Raw genomic sequence first — 16,511 nt, forward strand, 5'->3', positions numbered from 1 at the left:
CACGCGCCGCCTACTGAAGGCGCTTCGCCCTCTCGGGGTTTTGGGCCACTCACCGAGTTTTCCCAAGCGTTGCGGGTAGAAGAAAAGAAACCCAAATGTGCACCCAGTCTTATCGGCCTCGCCAGTTCTTGTTTGTTATTGCTAGCGAAGGAACTGGCGACCGGTCTGTTTTGCTTTGCATGAACGCCCTCAACTGCGAGGAAGGTATCATTATACCTCTTTAGTTTCAAGTAAGGCGCACCTGTTCATGTCAGAGGAACTGTGCTTGATTCGGGCACTGGCTTTCGTAGCCCCCGGGGATGGAATGCGCCGGTTTACGTTGTGCTTTCCACACTGTCCAAATGCCCATTTCATGACCCTCTTTCTGGACAAATGGACAGATTGGACAGGCGTTCAGGACAGCGGGTCGGGCTTCAGCCTGGATCGCAGCCGCTTTATTCAATACGTTAGCCAATGTGATGGCTTTGTGCTCGAAACGGCCGTGCGCTGTGCTTTGGTCTAAGGACTGCTTGCAAGCCAAGCGTTCGTCGAGCAGACCAGCAATATTGGAGAAATCGCGGTTTCCGAGCATAATGTTCCTGCAAAACAATGGAGGGAATCGTGACAGTCGAGCGTTCGATCCTTTTGATTGTTGGTGTCATTGTTCTGGGAAGCGTCTTGCTGGCAGCTTTGCATAGTCAGAACTGGTTATGGCTGACTGGCATTATGGGCGCGCACCTTATTCAGGCCTCATTCACTGGCATGTGCCCGGTTGTCATGACGCTCAAGCGGCTTGGATTGCCGACCAAGGCAGGGTTCGCCTGAAGCCTTTGGGTGATAGCAGAAGTGAGATTTTCCATTTTTCGATGACTGGTCTCGCGCTCGATGCATCAACCCAGCAAGCTTCAAAATTGAAATCTAGGAGTCTCGAAAATGCCGAAGGGCTATCTCATTGCTCATATTCGCGTTCACGACAAAGATGCTTTTGAGGAGTTCAAACAACTTTCCGGTGCTGCGATCAAAGCTCACAATGGCAAAGTTCTGGTCAGGAACCCGTCGCCCGATCATCGCGAGGGCGGTGCAGAAGGCTTGGCGATCGTAATCGAATTTGAAAGCATCGACGCTGCCCGCACTTTCTATGAGTCTGAAGCTTACACCGAGGCTCGTTCGGTGAGAGAAAAAATCTCGGATACCGACCTGATCCTTGTTGAGGGGCTTTAAGTCAAAGACCTGAATGCCGGAATTTCGAAGTTGCTCGGATCGTCTTCTCCGGGCTCTGAGCTGCCATTCGCTGCAACGGTGCCGAACGGCAGCTTAGCGGACGGAGCCGACACTCGACCAATCAGCGCTAAAGACAGCTTCCGGCCCAAAGCTGCCATTCATCACGTGATCGCGACACCGCAGTGAGCCCAATCATAGCGGACTTTCACCGCAAGCGCATTATTCGAGCGCCGCGCGCAGTCAGCCGTGTGGGACCGTATCAAGCGAGGCCGACCTGAATTATCTCAACCAGTTTGCTCGGGGCTATGTGGACCGAGTCTTCCGGCTATTTGACGAAAATTGTATCGGTAGGACCTTCGAACTGCAGAAACAGGATCGTCTCCTCATCGGTCGGGAAGCTGTCCTGGTGGACAAGGCCGGCCTTCTGATACCAGTAGTCACCGGGGGATTGCAGCCGGGCATCAGCCTCGGATTCGCCTTCGGCCCAATGCTTGGAGCCACCGCGCAAGACAAGGCCGTGATATGCGTAGCCGTGTTTGTGCATTCAGCCGGGAAAATGCGGCGCGAATTTCAGCAGGATGGCAGATTCCGCGTTTTGCGGGTCGCCCCAAAGAACCGCCATTTCGATCGGCAGGTCGCCGATGGGCGCAAATCCCACATCGGAAAGGGACTTTGCCATATAGCTGGCGGGGCTTTCGGCGCATGCTGGGGCGACGGCCAGAGCCGTTGCGACTGCAGTTGCCAACCCTAGCGTTTTCAGTGGGATCATTGCTCTATCTCCATGTTTCCGGGGTCAAAGGTGGGGGATCCGCGAAATCGCGGATTACATTGAACGGGCCAGACATGCGCTTTTCGCATTGAGTTGGCTCAGTCGGTTGCCTGGTCGGGCCCGCCAACCGAACCGAAGAATTCTACGACCTCGCGCTCGGCGTCGGCGCGCGCTTCCGGGTCATAATCGTTCTGGGCATAAAACATCGGCTCGGCCCAGTTTGCGCCTCGTATGTCGGGGTTCTTTGCATAGGCGATATTGTCGAAGAAATGCGTGGCCTGAGGGTAGACCTCGAGCCTGGTTCGCGCGTTGTTCGGTTTATTCAAATCGACCAGAGCACGGCATGCTGCCATCGACATGCGCTTGTCGTTGCCCCCGGCTAGGACGAGTATCGGGGCGCCGAGTTTCATGTCCGGAATGCAATGCGGATAAATCGCGGCGCCGGCATGGAACGAGACACCCTCCGCGCCCCGGCTAAAATCGACGTCGAGAGAGCGTTGCACGAACCATCCGCTCATGCCGATGCCAAGCAGTCCGATGCGTTCCCGGTCGACGGCTTCAAGCGTTGAGAGAAAGACAAGCGCGCCTTGCGCGTCGACCAAAAGATTCATCGGCAGGTCATCTCGCAGGATGGTCTCGTTGCGCGACACGAGGCTTTCGACGATCAGTGTAACAAAACCGTTCTCGGACAGGTGGTCGGCCCACGCATCATAGGATGGGCGCGCTTCGACGCTTTCGGGAAGGATAACAATGGCCGGGTGCGGGCCATCGCCCTGGGGCATTGACAACACGCCACTCAAGGTTATCCCCGGCTCAGGTTCAAGGGTCTTTCCTTGCGCCTTTGCGCGTTTGATCCGAAATGCCGAAGGCTGGACCGGAGGCGTCTCGAAGGTAACGCGCTCACCGGCAGAAACCGGCCCCGCGCCGCCAAGGACAACGCCGAGTGAAAGCATCCCTGCCACAAGCGTCATTGCCGCACCGATGCCGATGAACACAAGGCTTCGGAGTATGTCTTTTTGAATCTGCATCACTTATCCCCTTTTCTGGTTGGTGTTCCTCGCCGGGGATCGGTGACACCGCAGCCGTTTTCGCGGCGCATGCCCGGCACCTTGAAACAATTTCTAGGGCCACTGGTGGCGTGGCGCAGGAAATCGGCCTAAAATTCGCCTGAAAGATTCCGAAACTGCTCAGACGGTGCGGGGATAGCCAGCGCGGGTGAGTCGCTCTTCCAGCATGTCGACTTCGTACTGGTCGGTGAAAGGAAGATCGCGGAAATGGGCCAGAGGCAGGTCGTTGCCGGCGATCATGCGCCGGAAATCCTCCGTTTCGGTGATCTTGTCCCGATCCCCGGCGGCCGCGGCATAGACATAACTGCACCAAGGGTCGCCCGGGGCACGCTCATGACCTTCGCGTGCGGATTGCACGGCAGCATCGGTTTGCCCCGCCAACAGCTGTCCCAGTGCCAGAAGCGACAGGTAGTGCGGGTAGCGAGGGTTTGACACGGTGCCTCGTTCCATGAACGTCTGCACCCGCGCGATTCCGGCAACGTGTTCGCCGGAAAGAATTTCACTGAGGGCAATGGTCTGGTGGGCGAGATGGAACACTGGGCTTATGGCCAGCGCTCGTTCGCAATCGGCTCGCGCGCCTTCATGGTCGGCCCGAAGCCACAGCCGAAGACTGCCGCGCGTTCGCATCACGAAATCGATATGCGGGGCAATTCCGACGGCGCGTTCGGCCAGTTCCATGCAGTATTCCGGAGGATCGGGCAGTTTGGAGCGGCTTTCTTGCAGGATTGAAAGCACCGCGGCCGAGGCTCGCATCGCCAGGGCCATAGCGTTTTCCGGTTCGCGTTTGACGGCCAGCGAAAGCGCGTTGCGCGCGACGTCGCGGTTCTGCATCTGTATGCGCGACATGTGATAAGCCGCCTTCGCCATCAGTTCCTGCGTGTCCAGTTCGTCGTCGTCCCGGTCGAGAAAATCCTCGCCCGCATGGTTGAACATGTGAACACGCAGCACATTGCCGATCTTGTCGGTGATCTGACGCGGCAGGCCCTCGGCCTCGTTGATCGGGGTGTTCCAGGTTTCGGCGAAAGCCACGTCGCCGGATCGCCCCCTGATCAGCTGCACGAACACGCGGAGATTTTCACCCGACAGGCTAACGCGGCCATCGATGGTGTAATGAGATGTTTCGCGCTGCTGTTCATCGGTCGTGACGTTGAGCCCGGCGCGGGGAGAAAGGGCAACGATCATCTCCTCCGTGATGACATCGGCTAGCTCGACGGATTGTGGAGCGTCGCCTCTGACACGAAAGGAGGAAATCAGAAGCTTGGGATGCTCGCCTGGGCCGATGGGTTTTTCACGCACTCCATGCAGGCTGTACCCGCGTCCTACTGCGGTCCGCAAAAATTGCCTGTCACGATCGTCCAAGACAGCACGTATGTCCTTGATGCATTGCATCAGGCTGTCGTCCGAGACGAATTTGCCATTCCACACCGCACTGATCAGATCATCCCTTTCCACGGTTTCGCCGTTCCGTGCGGCCAGTTCGACAAGCACGCGAAGAGATTTTTCGCGCAATGCAACAGGCCGGCCGTCCTGATCAATCAAAAGACACGTGCCCGGGTCAAAGATGACATCGCCAAGGCGCAGGCGATTTTGGCAGGCATCAGAGGCTTTCATGGCTCGGTTCTCAGGCAAGGGGATGATACAATAATGCCCGGAGCAATCATTGGCGGCAACGGGTCTTTTTCGTGTCTCAGGTGAATAGCGGTTCGCTCTCTTGGCCTTTCCCATGGTCTCAGGCCTTCCTTGATTTGAAGCCTCGGGAAAACCTGGAGTGAACCATGCTCGAATCCAGAATTCGTGCTCAATCTCCCTGCAAATGCCATGTTAAAACTTGCCGCACGCGTGCGACTGCGCCGCCAGTTGATGAAACGGGAATGGCGCGCTTTGGATTTGAAAACGATGAAATCTGAGAACAGGATGTCGGCTTTTCGCCGAACCGCTTTTTTCCTTCGCAATCGCAGCGAACGACCGCTTTCCGCCCACCAGGTCTGATGATGCGTCTTGGATAGAGGTCTGGATTGGGCTCTGAGCCGCCGTTCGCTGCAACGGTGCCGAACGGCAGCTTAGCGGACTTTTCCGTCGTTCAGTTCTAACTCTTACATGGCTGCTTTCGGTCCGCCTCGACGCTAGCTATCTACAAGACGGCTTCACTTATACGGCCGACCGTACTGTCCCGCGCTAAACCGGATGTCTATATGCATGTGCAGCACCAATTCGTGGAAGCCACACTATTTCCGCAACAGAATTCGCAGATCATGGACTGCGTATCCGGTTGTTCCACCCACGGCTTCTGCAAACAGGAAACCGATAGTGTTCTTGCCATTGGTTAGCACACCTTCGGGCAGTTCGATGGTGACGGATCGCTCTTGCATGTCCGACACAATCTCGGGCGGTAGCGGTACTTCGGTTCCGTTGATTGTCATCACCGCTTCCTCGGTGGCATCGACATCAAATCCTTTCACCCGCACCGCGGCAGATGTGACGCCACTCAGATCAAGATCAACCTCGACCTCCTCATAGGCCCCGGGCTCTCTCGGCCTGAGTTCGATCGTGCCGCGGATCACCCGGACGATCTTGCCATTCGGACCAACCACGCTCTCTCCGCCCAAGAGAACCTCTCGCTCGAGATCGAAGAAGTTCACGGCGTTTTCGAAGAAAATTTTTCGCTTCTGTTTCGCGGTTAAGAACTTAGCCCGTTCGATGGCGGCGATGGACAGGCGAACTGTCTCGGGCCAGATCATCTGGTCCGTACCGAACATAATCCGGTCTTCCAACCGAGCCTGCACCAAGCGCTTCAAATAAGCATTGAACTCGTCTTCTGTCAGCAGCCAGTCGATAGCAGAAAGATCAACATAGACCTGCTGATACTGCATCATCAACGCAATCGTGTCGTCGATATAGGGGTAGCCGCCATGTGCGATATAGACGCGCAGACGCGGGTATTTGACCAACACGTCCTCCAGCAGCAGCGGGTTGCCGAGCCGCATGCGGAAACCTGGATCGCCCCGCTGGGCCGACATCGGCGGCCCGAAGCCCGAATGAAAACTCACCGGCACGTCCATCTCGGCTGCAAGAGCGAAATAGGCATCGAATTGCGGATCATCAGGCGACAGCCCGGCATATTGCGCCGTGACCTCCCCTAGAATACCCAGCGTGCCGTCCTCGAACTTTTGGCGCAACCCGTCCAGATCGGGCCAGCCCTGACGACGCTGATAGACCGGTGTGGTGTAGCGCGGAAACTCGATCCCGCCGATGAACTTGTCCGGCGCACGCTGGCGCCATTTCTCCACTGTCTCCAACTCGCCCGAACCGATGGCGAGCACAATGTTATGGCGTTCCATCTCGGCGAGATAGGCATCGATGGCTTCATCATCACTGCGTGCAGCGGGCACGTTTCGGGTGATCAGGTTCGGTTCGGGCGGATCACCGTATTTATTCCACTGGTACGTATGCATATGGGCGTCGATGATTGGCATGCTCTTCCCGCTCCAGGCAGGAAACCATGTATAGATCGCTGCTGCGCCCGCCAAAACGACCACGCCGCCCAAACCGGCAACAAGTTTCCACCGCATGATTTCCCCCTTCCGAAAAAAACCAGAAATCCAAGTTTGCTTCATTTAGTTGCGAAAAAATCAGACTTTGCCTTTAAATTCATAAGTGTTTCTGGTCCGACGTGTATTGTCCTCGATCAAATCCGGTTCAAACCGGCCAAACCGCGATAAGCCGTCTGCCGTTAGGCGCTTTTCAAGCATAGCGAACGTCCGCTGCCAGCCCTTTGCAACCGATGCGGCGAGTTGGTCTCAAGGCTATTAAGGGCTCTGAGCTGCCATTCGCTGCAACGGTGCCGAACGGCAGCTTAGCGGACGAAGCACCAATTCGCTTCATCTGCGCTAATTTCGGGTTTGAGAAAATGGGCACCTCGGCTACGCTTTTCCGTGAAAAGTTATCAGAGAGCATTGAAATGGAATTTGATGAAGAGATTGAGAGTATTGAGCGGCTCAGGGAACTGCTGCCGACCGAAGGGTTTACCAACACTTTTCTTAAAGTAGCTGACCGATTGAATGAGACAGCGCGGAGATTCATCGAACTTGCGCCGTTTGTTGTTGTTTCGACGAAAGCGTCCGGAGGTTTGATTGATGTTTCGCCCAAAGGCGACCCAGCAGGCTTCGTGGAAGTCTACGATGACAAAACGCTCATTATTCCAGACAGACCAGGAAACCACCGTGTGGATGGCTTTCAAAATCTGCTAGAAGACCCAAATATCGCTCTTCTCTTCGTTGTGCCTGGGCACGGTGACACGCTGCGTGTCGCGGGTAAGGCTCGCATTGTCCGAGACGCTGCGATCAGCAAGCGGCATGCGATCAACGGCAAGGAACCGTTGCTTGCGCTCGTCGTCGAGGTCGAGGAAGCCTTTATGCATTGCTCGAAGTCTTTCATTCGGTCTCGCTTATGGCATCCTGATCACTGGCCTGAACGGAAGTCCGCCCCGACACTCGCTGAATGGGTAATTTCCACAGTGGACCGCGCGCAGACGCTGAAAGAGGTCGAGGATGATCACGCAGCAGATGAATGCACTAGGCTCTACTGAGTTTGTCAGAAAGCAGTCATTAGCTGCACGCGCAAATGCAGGCAAGAAGGGCTCTGAGCTGCCATTCGCTGCAGGCGGCATGGGCGTCCGGTTACGGGCCGGGAACCTCATGGTATGCGGGTCCGGTCAATAATGGCGCCTTGCCCGGCCATCCCACCTTACATCGGCCAGAAGATCAGGATCAGCGGGATCGACACCGCGACCACGATGATTTCAAGCGGCAGGCCCATGCGCCAGTAATCGCCGAAGCGATAGCCGCCGGGGCCGAGGATCAGCGTGTTGTTCTTGTGCCCGATGGGGGTGAGGAAGGCGCAGGAGGCGGCGACCGCCACGGCCATCAGGAAGGGATCGGGCGAGACGCCGAGAGATTGCGCCATCTGGATGCCGATGGGGGCGGCCACGATCGCGGTGGCGGTGTTGTTGAGCACGTCCGACAGCGTCATCGTCACCACCATCAGCACGGTCAGGATCGCCCAGGCGGGCCAGCCCTCGGTCAGCCCGACAAGACCGCCGGCGATAAGCTCGGTGCCGCCCGACGCCTCCAGCGCCGCGCCCAGCGGGATCATCGAGCCCAGCAGCACCACCACCGGCCACTCGATATGGTCGTAAAGCTCCGACAGCGGCACGATACGCAAGAGCACGTAGAGCACCACCACGATGCCCAGCGCGATGGGCAGGTAGACGAGCCCGAAACTGGCCGCGGCGACGGCGGCGCCGAAAATGCCGATGGCCGCCCAGGTCTTGGTGTTCTCGGTCACCGCGAGGCCGCGATCGGCCAGCGTCAGCGCGCCCAGCCAGTCGGTCACGTCCGGCCCGGTGCCCTTGGGCACCAAGAGCAGAAGGATGTCACCCGGAAGGATGATCGTCTGGCGCAGATGCGAGGTGATACGCCTTCCCTGGCGCGAGATGCCCATAACCACCGCGCTTTGGCGCCAGTGCAGACCGATGGATTGCGCGGTCTTGCCGTTGATGCGGCTTTCCGCCGGGATCACCACCTCGATCATGTCGAGCCCTTCGCCCGCGGCCTTCAGCGCCTCTTCGCGCTTCTCGTCCGAGAAACTGAGCGACAGGGCCGAGCGGAACTCGTCGAGCGCATCTGGTGTCGCTTCAAGCACGAGCGCATCGCCGGCCTGCAGGATCGTGTTGCGCGCCCGTCCATAGCGGCGCTTGCCATCGCGAATGAGGCCCAGGATGGCGACATCGGCCTTCTCGGCCTCCTCGTCCAGCTCGCCCAGTCGCTGGCCCACCACCTTGTTGTCCTCGGGCACCGTCAGTTCGGCCACGTATTGGGACAGGTCCTCGACGGCTTTCAGCGCATCGTCACGCTGCGGTATGAGCCGCCAGCCGATCGCGGCCACGAAAACCAGGCCGATGATCGCGGTCAGCGCGCCGACCGGGGCGAAATCGAACATGTGGAAGGGTGCGCCCAGCGATTCCTCGCGGATCGAGGCGATGATGATGTTGGGCGGCGTGCCAATGAGCGTGGCCATGCCGCCCAGGATGGTGGCAAAGGAAAGCGGCATCAGCGACAGGGCCGGTGGGCGGCCTGCCTTGCGCGCGGTCTGGATGTCCACGGGCATCAGCAGCGCCAGGGCGGCGACATTGTTCATGAAGGCCGAGAGCACCCCGCCGATCCCGCCCATGATGGCGATGTGGCTGCCCAGGCTGCGCGAGGCATCGACCAGCGTGCGGGTGATCAGGAACACCGCGCCCGAGCGTACGAGCCCCGCCGACACCACCAGCACCAGCGCCACGATGATCGTGGCGGGATGGCCGAATCCGTCGAAGGCGTGCTTGGTGTCGACCACCCCCAGCACGACGCCCAGCATCAGCGCGGAAAACGCTACCACATCATAGCGCCAGCGGCCCCAGAGCAGCAGGGCAAAGACCCCGCCGAAGAGCGAAAAGAGGATGATCTGATCGTTTGTCATGGGGGCAGGTTAGCCGGTCATGCGTCGGGTTTCGACGGGGAATTTTCATCCGCGTCATGCCCCCGGTCGCGGCGGCGTGCCAGCATCACAGCCGTGACCGCCGCCAGCGCCATCAGCACCAGCGCCACGGGGTAGTTCAGCAGTTTCAGCGGATCGCCGTTCAGAAGCGCCAGCGTCTGCGACAGAGAGATCTCCAGCCGCGGGCCCAGGAAGAAGGCGATGATGAAGACCACCACCGACAGGCCCAGCGCGCTCATCACGAAGGCGAGCAGGGCAAAGACCAGCATCACGCCGACCCCGAACAGCCCGCCCGAGGCGAGCGAGACACCGACGAAACACATCAAGAGCGCCGAGGCGAAGATGAAGGGTTCGGGCGCGGTGATGACCCGCGCCCAGAAGCGCAGGCCCAACTGGCCCACCAGAAGGTTGAGCATATTTGCGATGATCATCGCGCCGAAGAGGCCGTAGATCAGCCGGCCCTGTTGTTCGAAGAGGAACGGGCCCGGCTGCACCCCGTGGATCATGAAGGCCGAGATGATGAGCGCCGCACTGACACTGCCGGGAATGCCCAGCGTCAGAAGCGGGATCATGTTTGCGCCCATGACCGAGGAATTGGCCGCCTCGGTCGCGGCGATGCCGTGCAGGTTGCCCTTGCCGAAACTGGCGGGCTGTTTCGACGCCGCCTTGGCGCTGGCGTAGGACATGAAGGCCGCCGCGGTCGAGCCGATGCCGGGCAGCGCGCCCAGGATCGTGCCGATCACCGCGCCGCGCGCGATGGTGAAGCGGCAGCCCCAGTATTCCGCCCAGCTGACGCTGCGATCCGCGCGCGGCTGGTGGCGCGGCAGGGCGATGGCGGGGCGCGGCCGGCCGCTGGTTTCGCTCAGCCGCCTGAGCAGTTCGGAAATCGCCAGCATGCCGATGGCGACCGACGCGAGCGGCAGCCCGTCGTAAAGCTCGAAATTGCCGAAGATGAAGCGGGGCGTGGCATGTTCGGGATCGGTGCCCACCATCGCCGCCAGCAGCCCCAGCGCGATCGCGATCGCCCCCTTGATGAGCGAGGCGCCCATCAGCCCGGCAATCACGGCAAAGGCCAGCAGCATCACGCCCAGCACCTCGACCGGGCCCATTTTCAGCGCGAGGATCGCCAGCGGCGCGGAGACGGTGATGAGCACGATATCGGAAAACGTATCGCCCGTGACCGAGGAATAGAGCGCCATCTTGGTGGCCTTGAGCGGCTTGCCCTGTTTCGCCAGCGGATAGCCGTCAAAGGCGGTGGCGGCGGCATCGGGCGTGCCCGGGGTATTCATCAGCACCGCCGGGATTGCGCCGCCCACCAGCCCGCCCTTGTTGACGCCGACGAGAAAGCCGATGCCGGCCAGCGGGTCCATGCCGAAGGTGAAGGGAATGGCGATCGCCATGGCCATCACCGGCCCGATGCCGGGCACGGCGCCGACGAACTGCCCCAGCGCCACGCCCGCCAGCACGAAGAGCAGCGTTACGGGCTGGAAGGCGTCGCCCAGCCCGGCGAGGATGATTTCGATTTCAGGCATGGCGCGCGCTCATGGCAGGGGACGTTCGAGCATAATGGCGACAGTGAACCAGATCAGCGCGGGCATGCCCACGACGCCGAGGACGAGCCAGAGCGCCCGGCGCTCATGCGCCAGCCACATCAGCGCTAGTGCCATCACCGGTGCCGTCCAGACGAACCCCAGGCGGGTCATCAGCACCAGCCCGCCCACCAGCACCGCGGCAAAGGCGATGGCGCGGCCCCAGTGCAGGTTGCCGGGCCGCGCATCGCCCACCGGGCGCCACACCAGGGCAAGGCCGCAGAGCACCAGCACCACCGCCAGAACCCGGGGCAGGGTGCGCGGCCTGAGCCAGCCATACTCGACTGTTTCGGCCTGCCAGGGCACGATCACGGCATAGAGCACCACCCCGAACAGGATGAAGAACAGCCCCGTATAGCGGTCTGTCGCCATTGGCCGCACCGCGCCCGTGCTTACTTGCCGAAGAGCTTGCCGGTATTGACCAGCCCGGCCTTCATCATCTCGGCGGTGCCATCGGGGCCGAGGTTGTCGATCGGCGATTGCAGCGCGTTCTGCACCACGGTTTTCACTTCGTCGCTATCCAGCGCGGCGGCCAGTGCCGCGGCCAGCGCGCTGCGTGCCTCATCGGGCGTGCCGGCGGTGGTGGCGAAGAAATAGACCGGGTCGACATAGATGTCATAACCCTGCTCGATGGCCGTCGGCGTGTCGGGGGCATAGCTGTGGCGCACGTTATTGACCGAGGCCAGCATCTTCACGTCACCCGATTCAAGGAAGGGCAGGTGCTCGCCCGAGGCGAAGCTGGCAAGTGCCTGTCCGCCCAGCAGAAGCTTGCTGCTTTCGGCGCCGCCCTTGGTCGAGAGAAACTGGAAGTCGACCCCGGCCTGCTTGCTGATAAAGCGCATCAACAGCTCCTGCGGCTTGGCGCCGAAGGCGATCGGCGCGCCGCCGGCGTCCTTGGCCGCCGCGATCAGCCCGTCAATGTCATCGAACGGTGCATCGCCCCGCGCCACCAGCGCCAACTGCGCGCGGCCCGCGGTGCCGAGATAGTCGAAGCTGTCGAGGTCGAACTTCATCTGTTCGGGGCGGTTCACCAGGTTGACGAACAGCGGCATGTTCACGCCAAGACCCACGATCGAGCCATCGGCCGGACGGTTGGCGATCGCGGTGAACATCGCCACGCCGCCGCCGCCGGGCTTGTTCTCGGCGATCACGTTCCAGCCGGTCTGCTCTTTCATCACCTGGGCCACCACGCGGCCGATCGTATCGGTCGAGCCGCCGGCGCCGAACCCGATCTGCAGCTTCAGCGTGCCGCTGGGGGCCCATTCGGCGCTGGCCATACCGGCCAGCATCATCGCCGCGGCGGTGGCGGCGGATTTCATCCATGTCATCAGTTTCATCTTGTCCTCCCTTGCAGGCGGGCATCGCCCGCGATGTGCCTTTGCGGCTTGTGCGCCGAGTTAGCCACAGAAACATTAACAGCGCAAATTCCGCATGGCGCCCGAGAGGGATTGAACCCGCCCCGCGCCTTCGCCTATAGACACCAGCGCAACAATTCCGTCGGGAGAGCGACATGGCCGGCCATTCAAAATGGGCAAATATCCAGCACCGCAAGGGGCGCCAGGACGCGGCGCGCTCCAAGCTGTTTTCCAAGCTCAGCAAGGAAATCACCGTCGCCGCCAAGATGGGCGACCCGGACCCCGAGAAGAATCCGCGCCTGCGGCTGGCGGTGAAGAACGCCAAGTCGCAATCGATGCCCAACGACAATATCGACCGCGCGATCAAGAAGGCGATGGGCGGCGAGGGCGACGATTACGAGGAAATCCGCTATGAGGGCTATGGCCCGAATGGCGTGGCGGTGATCGTCGAGGCGATGACCGACAACCGCAACCGCACTGCCTCGACCGTGCGCTCGACCTTCACCAAGCACGGCGGCAACCTCGGTGAAACCGGCAGCGTCGGCTTCATGTTCGAGCGTAAGGGCGAGATCGTCTATCCCGCCTCGGTCGGCGATGAGGACACGGTGATGATGGCGGCGATCGAAGCCGGGGCCGAGGACGTGGAATCGAGCGAGGACGGCCATATCATCTGGTGCGCCGACACAGATCTGAACGACGTGTCGAGCGCGCTCGAGGCCGAACTGGGCGAGAGCGAGGACACGCGCCTGACCTGGCGGCCGACGACGACGACCGAGATGGACTTCGACGGCATGCAGAAGCTGATGAAGCTGATTGACGCGCTGGAAGACGATGATGACGTGCAGCGCGTCACCACCAATTTCGAGGCCTCCGACGAGGTGATGGACCAGCTGGCGGGCTAGGAGAGGCGAGGCCGCGCGGCCTCGCGCTACGCGGGCGCGCGCCCGCGTTCCCGGCGCGGATGGCGGTCCCCGGGTCGCCGCGCCATCGCCGATCCGCCCCACGGGGCGGCGACTGGCTGGGCCTGCGTCTATCCCAGCTTCTCGGCGAAGAACCTCTCCATCGCCGCCCAGCTGCGCGCATCGGCACTTTCGGAATAACCCATGCCGGGGGCGTTGGCGCCCGGGTTGGTGAAGGCGTGGCCGGTATGGCCAAAGGCCAGCATCTGCCAGTCGGGGCAATGCGCGGTCAGTTCCTGCGCCAGCGCCACCTTCGCCTCTGGCGGGCAGAGCGGATCGTCCCAGCCGTCGCAGATCAGCATCGCCGCCTGCATGACCTGCGTGCCTTCGGGTGGCGCGTCATAGACGCCGTGCATGGTGACGCCGGCGCGGAACGCGGCCCCCGTGCGCGCCAGATCCAGCACCGCCTTGCCGCCAAAGCAATATCCCACCGCGCCGGTGCGGCCCGCATCGACCATTTCGAGCCCTTGCAGCGCTGAAAGCGCCCCAGCAATCCGCGCGGCCAGCAAGGGCCGGTCACCATTGAGCGCGGCCATGTTCTGCGCCGCCTCTTCGCGGCTGGCCGCCAGCGTGCCGCCACCATAGTAATCGACCCCCAGCGCCACGTAACCCAGCGCCGCCAGCCGGTCGGCATGGCCGCGTTCCATGTCGGAAAGCCCCATGAAGGCCGGCACCACCAGCACGCCCGGGAACGGGCCATCGCCCTTTGGCAGGGCTAGGTATCCGTGGCATTCGGTGCCATCGGCATCATAGATCATCTCGGGCATCGGTGGTCTCCTTTCCGGTTTCGCCGCAGCGTGGCAGAGCCGTGCAGGAATGCAAAGCCCCCGAAACCCCTCTTGCCGGTTGTGCGCGCCTTGGGCATACCCGGGCGGGACCAGAGAGGGGCAGGGACATGCAGGCCGCCATTGCCGGATTCGCGCTGGGCTTTTCGCTCATCCTTGCCATCGGGGCGCAGAACGCCTTTGTCCTGCGGCAGGGCATCCGGCGCGAGCATGTGTTTGTAACGGTTTTCACCTGTGCGCTGTCGGACGCGATCCTGATTGCGGCAGGGGTGGCGGGCTTCGGCGCGCTGGCGCGGGCGATCCCGTGGTTGGAATGGGCGATGCGCGCCTTTGGCGCGGCCTTCCTGATCTGGTATGGCGCGCGCAATTTCTGGTCGGCCTGGCAGGGCGGCGAGGTGCTGGACGCGGGCGGCGAGGCGCGCCATTCCCTGCGCGGCGTGTTGCTGACGGTGCTGGCGCTGACCTGGCTCAACCCGCATGTCTATCTCGATACCGTGGTGCTCCTGGGCTCGGTCAGTGCGCAATATGACGACAAGATCGCCTTCGCGCTGGGGGCGATGGCGGCCAGTTTCACCTTTTTCTTCAGCCTCGGTTACGGCGCGCGGCTGCTGGCGCCGCTTTTCGCGCGGCCCACGTCCTGGCGGGTGCTGGACGTGATCGTGGGCGCCACGATGTGGTCGATTGCGGCGAAACTTCTGATCGGGGCCTGAGACGCGCACAGGGTCTGTGCAGGTGGGCAGAATTGCCCGGCCCGGGCCGCGGCCCCAGTTTTGGTCCAGCGAACAGGAGGAGCATCCCATGAGCTGGAACCCCGCGATCGAACCGCAATGCCCCGCCGCAGGGCGGCTGGACGATATCGAAACGCTGATCATCCCGCGCGCCCGCGACCTGGGCGGGTTCGAGGTGCGCCGGGCGCTGCCCGCGCCCAAACGACAGATGGTCGGCCCGTTCATCTTCTTCGACCAGATGGGCCCGGCCGAATTCATCACCGGGCAGGGCATCGACGTGCGCCCGCATCCGCATATCGGGCTGGGCACGGTGACCTATCTCTATGAGGGCGAGTTCGAGCACCGCGACAGCCTGGGCACCCACCAGATGATCTATCCCGGCGAGGTGAACTGGATGGTGGCGGGCAACGGGGTGACGCATTCCGAACGCACCAGTGCAGCAACCCGTGCCGGGCAATCCAGGCTGTTCGGCATCCAGACCTGGGTGGCGCTGCCCGAGCAGCATGAAGAACGCCCCGCAAGTTTCGAACATCATGGTAAAAAAGCGCTTCCCTTGATCGAGGGAGAAGGCAAGGCGTTGCACCTGATCATGGGCCGCGGCTGGGGCGAGACCGCACCGGTCAGCACGTTTACCGACATGTTCTATGCCGACGTCACGATGCAGCCGGGTGCCATGCTGCCATTACCCGACGATCACGAGGACCGGGGCGTTTACGTCACCCAAGGTGCGGTGAGCATCGCCGGCGAAACCTTCGCGGCCGGACAAATGATGGTGTTCCGCCCCGGCGACGCGATCACGCTGAGCGCCGGTGAACAGGGCGCGCGGATCATGGCGCTGGGCGGCGAGACGCTGAACGGGCCGCGCCATATCTGGTGGAACTTCGTGGCCTCGAGCCGCGACAAGATCGAGGCGGCAAAAGAGGCCTGGGCCGCCGGCGACTGGGAACACGGACGGTTTCAGCTACCGCCCGGCGACGATCAGGACTTCATTCCGCTGCCTTGAGCCCGGGCGTTTCGCCCGCTTCGGCCCCCATCATCGCATCGACCAGAATGCTCATCAGCTCGGCGCGGTTATGGGTGCCGGACTTGCGGCAGATCGCGTTCAGGTGTGCCTTGATCGTGCCCTCGGCATTGCCGCGCAGTTCGGCCATCTCGGAAATCGACAGGCCCTTGACCAGGAAATTGGCCACGTCGCGTTCGCTGGGCGACAGTTTCCAGGCGTCGAAATGCGCCTCGATCACCTCCTGCACGGCGGCGCGCGCCATGCCCAGGCTTTGCACCAGGTCGGCCTCGCGGCGCAGAAGCCGCAGCATCAGGCGCAGCTCGATGGCGATAGCGGCGATCAGCGACAGGGTGGCGATCGCCTCGATCACCAGATGCTTTTCGGCCAGGATCGCGCCGCCCAGCTCGCCGAAATCGGCGATCAGGTCGCTGAGAAAGAAGATGGCGCAGACCGCCTGCACGGCGATCAGCACCATCAGCGAGAGCGGGGTCGTGTGGTTGGTTCGGGTCGGACTCATGACAT

19 protein-coding genes are annotated in these 16,511 nt (G+C 61.6%); 7 read left to right on the plus strand and 12 right to left on the minus strand.

Features of this window, described 5'->3' with window-relative positions; all coding sequences use genetic code 11:
* Window positions 1-250: 250 nt before the first annotated feature.
* The gene (locus tag E0501_RS21100; protein WP_161594553.1) at window positions 251-571 is read right to left on the minus strand and encodes a hypothetical protein; all 321 of its coding nucleotides are present in this window, start codon (window positions 569-571) and stop codon (window positions 251-253) included.
* Between the two features lie 29 nt (window positions 572-600).
* On the opposite strand from E0501_RS21100, the gene E0501_RS04525 reads away from it, so the two are divergent.
* On the plus strand, window positions 601-804 hold the full coding sequence (locus E0501_RS04525; RefSeq protein ID WP_137700138.1) for a YgaP family membrane protein: 204 nt from the start codon (window positions 601-603) through the stop codon (window positions 802-804).
* Between the two features lie 108 nt (window positions 805-912).
* The gene (locus E0501_RS04530; RefSeq protein WP_137700139.1) at window positions 913-1,200 is read left to right on the plus strand and encodes a DUF1330 domain-containing protein; all 288 of its coding nucleotides are present in this window, start codon (window positions 913-915) and stop codon (window positions 1,198-1,200) included.
* Window positions 1,201-1,525: 325 nt separating this feature from the next.
* On the opposite strand, the gene E0501_RS04535 is transcribed toward E0501_RS04530, so the two are convergent.
* From E0501_RS04535 to E0501_RS04545, 4 genes are all read right to left on the minus strand, one after another.
* Window positions 1,526-1,744: a cupin domain-containing protein gene (locus E0501_RS04535; RefSeq protein ID WP_137700140.1), complete on the minus strand. Its 219-nt coding sequence runs from the start codon at window positions 1,742-1,744 to the stop codon at window positions 1,526-1,528.
* Window positions 1,745-1,879, minus strand: a complete 135-nt coding sequence (locus tag E0501_RS21665) for a hypothetical protein (RefSeq protein ID WP_268888878.1) — start codon at window positions 1,877-1,879, stop codon at window positions 1,745-1,747.
* Window positions 1,880-2,067: 188 nt separating this feature from the next.
* The gene (locus E0501_RS04540; protein ID WP_137700141.1) at window positions 2,068-2,997 is read right to left on the minus strand and encodes a dienelactone hydrolase family protein; all 930 of its coding nucleotides are present in this window, start codon (window positions 2,995-2,997) and stop codon (window positions 2,068-2,070) included.
* 159 nt (window positions 2,998-3,156) lie between these two features.
* The gene (locus E0501_RS04545; protein WP_205123444.1) at window positions 3,157-4,647 is read right to left on the minus strand and encodes a winged helix-turn-helix domain-containing protein; all 1,491 of its coding nucleotides are present in this window, start codon (window positions 4,645-4,647) and stop codon (window positions 3,157-3,159) included.
* 207 nt (window positions 4,648-4,854) lie between these two features.
* Here E0501_RS04545 and E0501_RS21105 point away from each other — a divergent pair, with 207 nt between their 5' ends.
* Window positions 4,855-5,025 carry a hypothetical protein gene (locus E0501_RS21105; protein ID WP_161594554.1) on the plus strand — a complete coding sequence of 57 codons (171 nt, stop codon included), beginning with the start codon at window positions 4,855-4,857 and terminating at the stop codon, window positions 5,023-5,025.
* A gap of 236 nt (window positions 5,026-5,261) precedes the next feature.
* Here E0501_RS21105 and E0501_RS04550 read toward each other — a convergent pair whose 3' ends face one another.
* Window positions 5,262-6,605: an amidohydrolase family protein gene (locus E0501_RS04550; RefSeq protein ID WP_161594555.1), complete on the minus strand. Its 1,344-nt coding sequence runs from the start codon at window positions 6,603-6,605 to the stop codon at window positions 5,262-5,264.
* A gap of 269 nt (window positions 6,606-6,874) precedes the next feature.
* On the opposite strand from E0501_RS04550, the gene E0501_RS04555 reads away from it, so the two are divergent.
* Entirely contained in the window at window positions 6,875-7,621 is a 747-nt protein-coding gene (locus E0501_RS04555) for an MSMEG_1061 family FMN-dependent PPOX-type flavoprotein (protein WP_205123445.1), read from the plus strand.
* A gap of 158 nt (window positions 7,622-7,779) precedes the next feature.
* On the opposite strand, the gene E0501_RS04560 is transcribed toward E0501_RS04555, so the two are convergent.
* From E0501_RS04560 to E0501_RS04575, 4 genes are read right to left on the minus strand one after another with little or no spacing between them, the layout of a single operon-like run.
* The gene (locus E0501_RS04560) at window positions 7,780-9,552 is read right to left on the minus strand and encodes an SLC13 family permease (RefSeq protein WP_137700145.1); all 1,773 of its coding nucleotides are present in this window, start codon (window positions 9,550-9,552) and stop codon (window positions 7,780-7,782) included.
* Between the two features lie 17 nt (window positions 9,553-9,569).
* Window positions 9,570-11,102 carry a tripartite tricarboxylate transporter permease gene (locus E0501_RS04565; RefSeq protein WP_137700146.1) on the minus strand — a complete coding sequence of 511 codons (1,533 nt, stop codon included), beginning with the start codon at window positions 11,100-11,102 and terminating at the stop codon, window positions 9,570-9,572.
* 9 nt (window positions 11,103-11,111) lie between these two features.
* Window positions 11,112-11,531 carry a tripartite tricarboxylate transporter TctB family protein gene (locus tag E0501_RS04570; RefSeq protein ID WP_137700147.1) on the minus strand — a complete coding sequence of 140 codons (420 nt, stop codon included), beginning with the start codon at window positions 11,529-11,531 and terminating at the stop codon, window positions 11,112-11,114.
* 20 nt (window positions 11,532-11,551) lie between these two features.
* Window positions 11,552-12,496 (minus strand): tripartite tricarboxylate transporter substrate binding protein, encoded by a 945-nt coding sequence (locus tag E0501_RS04575; protein WP_137700148.1) that lies wholly within the window; start codon window positions 12,494-12,496, stop codon window positions 11,552-11,554.
* A 173-nt stretch (window positions 12,497-12,669) separates the two neighbouring features.
* On the opposite strand from E0501_RS04575, the gene E0501_RS04580 reads away from it, so the two are divergent.
* Window positions 12,670-13,416, plus strand: coding sequence for a YebC/PmpR family DNA-binding transcriptional regulator (locus tag E0501_RS04580; protein ID WP_137700149.1), 747 nt, complete (start codon window positions 12,670-12,672; stop codon window positions 13,414-13,416).
* A 128-nt stretch (window positions 13,417-13,544) separates the two neighbouring features.
* On the opposite strand, the gene E0501_RS04585 is transcribed toward E0501_RS04580, so the two are convergent.
* The gene (locus tag E0501_RS04585; RefSeq protein ID WP_137700150.1) at window positions 13,545-14,240 is read right to left on the minus strand and encodes a dienelactone hydrolase family protein; all 696 of its coding nucleotides are present in this window, start codon (window positions 14,238-14,240) and stop codon (window positions 13,545-13,547) included.
* Window positions 14,241-14,368: 128 nt separating this feature from the next.
* Between E0501_RS04585 and E0501_RS04590 the strand changes: the two genes are divergently transcribed.
* Window positions 14,369-14,968, plus strand: a complete 600-nt coding sequence (locus E0501_RS04590; RefSeq protein WP_137700151.1) for a LysE/ArgO family amino acid transporter — start codon at window positions 14,369-14,371, stop codon at window positions 14,966-14,968.
* A gap of 88 nt (window positions 14,969-15,056) precedes the next feature.
* Window positions 15,057-15,989 carry a pirin family protein gene (locus E0501_RS04595; protein ID WP_137700152.1) on the plus strand — a complete coding sequence of 311 codons (933 nt, stop codon included), beginning with the start codon at window positions 15,057-15,059 and terminating at the stop codon, window positions 15,987-15,989.
* Here the strand turns inward: E0501_RS04595 and E0501_RS04600 are convergent.
* A complete protein-coding gene (locus E0501_RS04600) occupies window positions 15,973-16,506 on the minus strand; it encodes a helix-turn-helix transcriptional regulator (RefSeq protein ID WP_137700153.1) in 534 nt (177 codons plus the stop codon). The genes E0501_RS04595 and E0501_RS04600 overlap by 17 nt on opposite strands.
* Between the last annotated feature and the right edge of the window lie 5 nt (window positions 16,507-16,511).

The organism is Marimonas lutisalis (assembly GCF_005434965.1).
Lineage (GTDB): Bacteria > Pseudomonadota > Alphaproteobacteria > Rhodobacterales > Rhodobacteraceae > Marimonas_A > Marimonas_A lutisalis.

Excerpts from the sequence above, each read along its gene's own strand:
- E0501_RS21665 (WP_268888878.1), bottom strand. The coding sequence starts at position 1,879 with ATGGCAAAGTCCCTTTCCGATGTGGGATTTGCGCCCATCGGCGACCTG.
- E0501_RS21105 (WP_161594554.1), top strand. The coding sequence starts at position 4,855 with ATGTTAAAACTTGCCGCACGCGTGCGACTGCGCCGCCAGTTGATGAAA.
- E0501_RS04580 (WP_137700149.1), top strand. The coding sequence starts at position 12,670 with ATGGCCGGCCATTCAAAATGGGCAAATATCCAGCACCGCAAGGGGCGC.
- E0501_RS04540 (WP_137700141.1), bottom strand. The coding sequence starts at position 2,997 with ATGCAGATTCAAAAAGACATACTCCGAAGCCTTGTGTTCATCGGCATC.
- E0501_RS04585 (WP_137700150.1), bottom strand. The coding sequence starts at position 14,240 with ATGCCCGAGATGATCTATGATGCCGATGGCACCGAATGCCACGGATAC.
- E0501_RS04545 (WP_205123444.1), bottom strand. The coding sequence starts at position 4,647 with ATGAAAGCCTCTGATGCCTGCCAAAATCGCCTGCGCCTTGGCGATGTC.
- E0501_RS04590 (WP_137700151.1), top strand. The coding sequence starts at position 14,369 with ATGCAGGCCGCCATTGCCGGATTCGCGCTGGGCTTTTCGCTCATCCTT.
- E0501_RS04565 (WP_137700146.1), bottom strand. The coding sequence starts at position 11,102 with ATGCCTGAAATCGAAATCATCCTCGCCGGGCTGGGCGACGCCTTCCAG.
- E0501_RS04575 (WP_137700148.1), bottom strand. The coding sequence starts at position 12,496 with ATGAAACTGATGACATGGATGAAATCCGCCGCCACCGCCGCGGCGATG.
- E0501_RS21100 (WP_161594553.1), bottom strand. The coding sequence starts at position 571 with ATGCTCGGAAACCGCGATTTCTCCAATATTGCTGGTCTGCTCGACGAA.
- E0501_RS04550 (WP_161594555.1), bottom strand. The coding sequence starts at position 6,605 with ATGCGGTGGAAACTTGTTGCCGGTTTGGGCGGCGTGGTCGTTTTGGCG.
- E0501_RS04530 (WP_137700139.1), top strand. The coding sequence starts at position 913 with ATGCCGAAGGGCTATCTCATTGCTCATATTCGCGTTCACGACAAAGAT.
- E0501_RS04595 (WP_137700152.1), top strand. The coding sequence starts at position 15,057 with ATGAGCTGGAACCCCGCGATCGAACCGCAATGCCCCGCCGCAGGGCGG.
- E0501_RS04600 (WP_137700153.1), bottom strand. The coding sequence starts at position 16,506 with ATGAGTCCGACCCGAACCAACCACACGACCCCGCTCTCGCTGATGGTG.
- E0501_RS04535 (WP_137700140.1), bottom strand. The coding sequence starts at position 1,744 with ATGCACAAACACGGCTACGCATATCACGGCCTTGTCTTGCGCGGTGGC.
- E0501_RS04560 (WP_137700145.1), bottom strand. The coding sequence starts at position 9,552 with ATGACAAACGATCAGATCATCCTCTTTTCGCTCTTCGGCGGGGTCTTT.
- E0501_RS04570 (WP_137700147.1), bottom strand. The coding sequence starts at position 11,531 with ATGGCGACAGACCGCTATACGGGGCTGTTCTTCATCCTGTTCGGGGTG.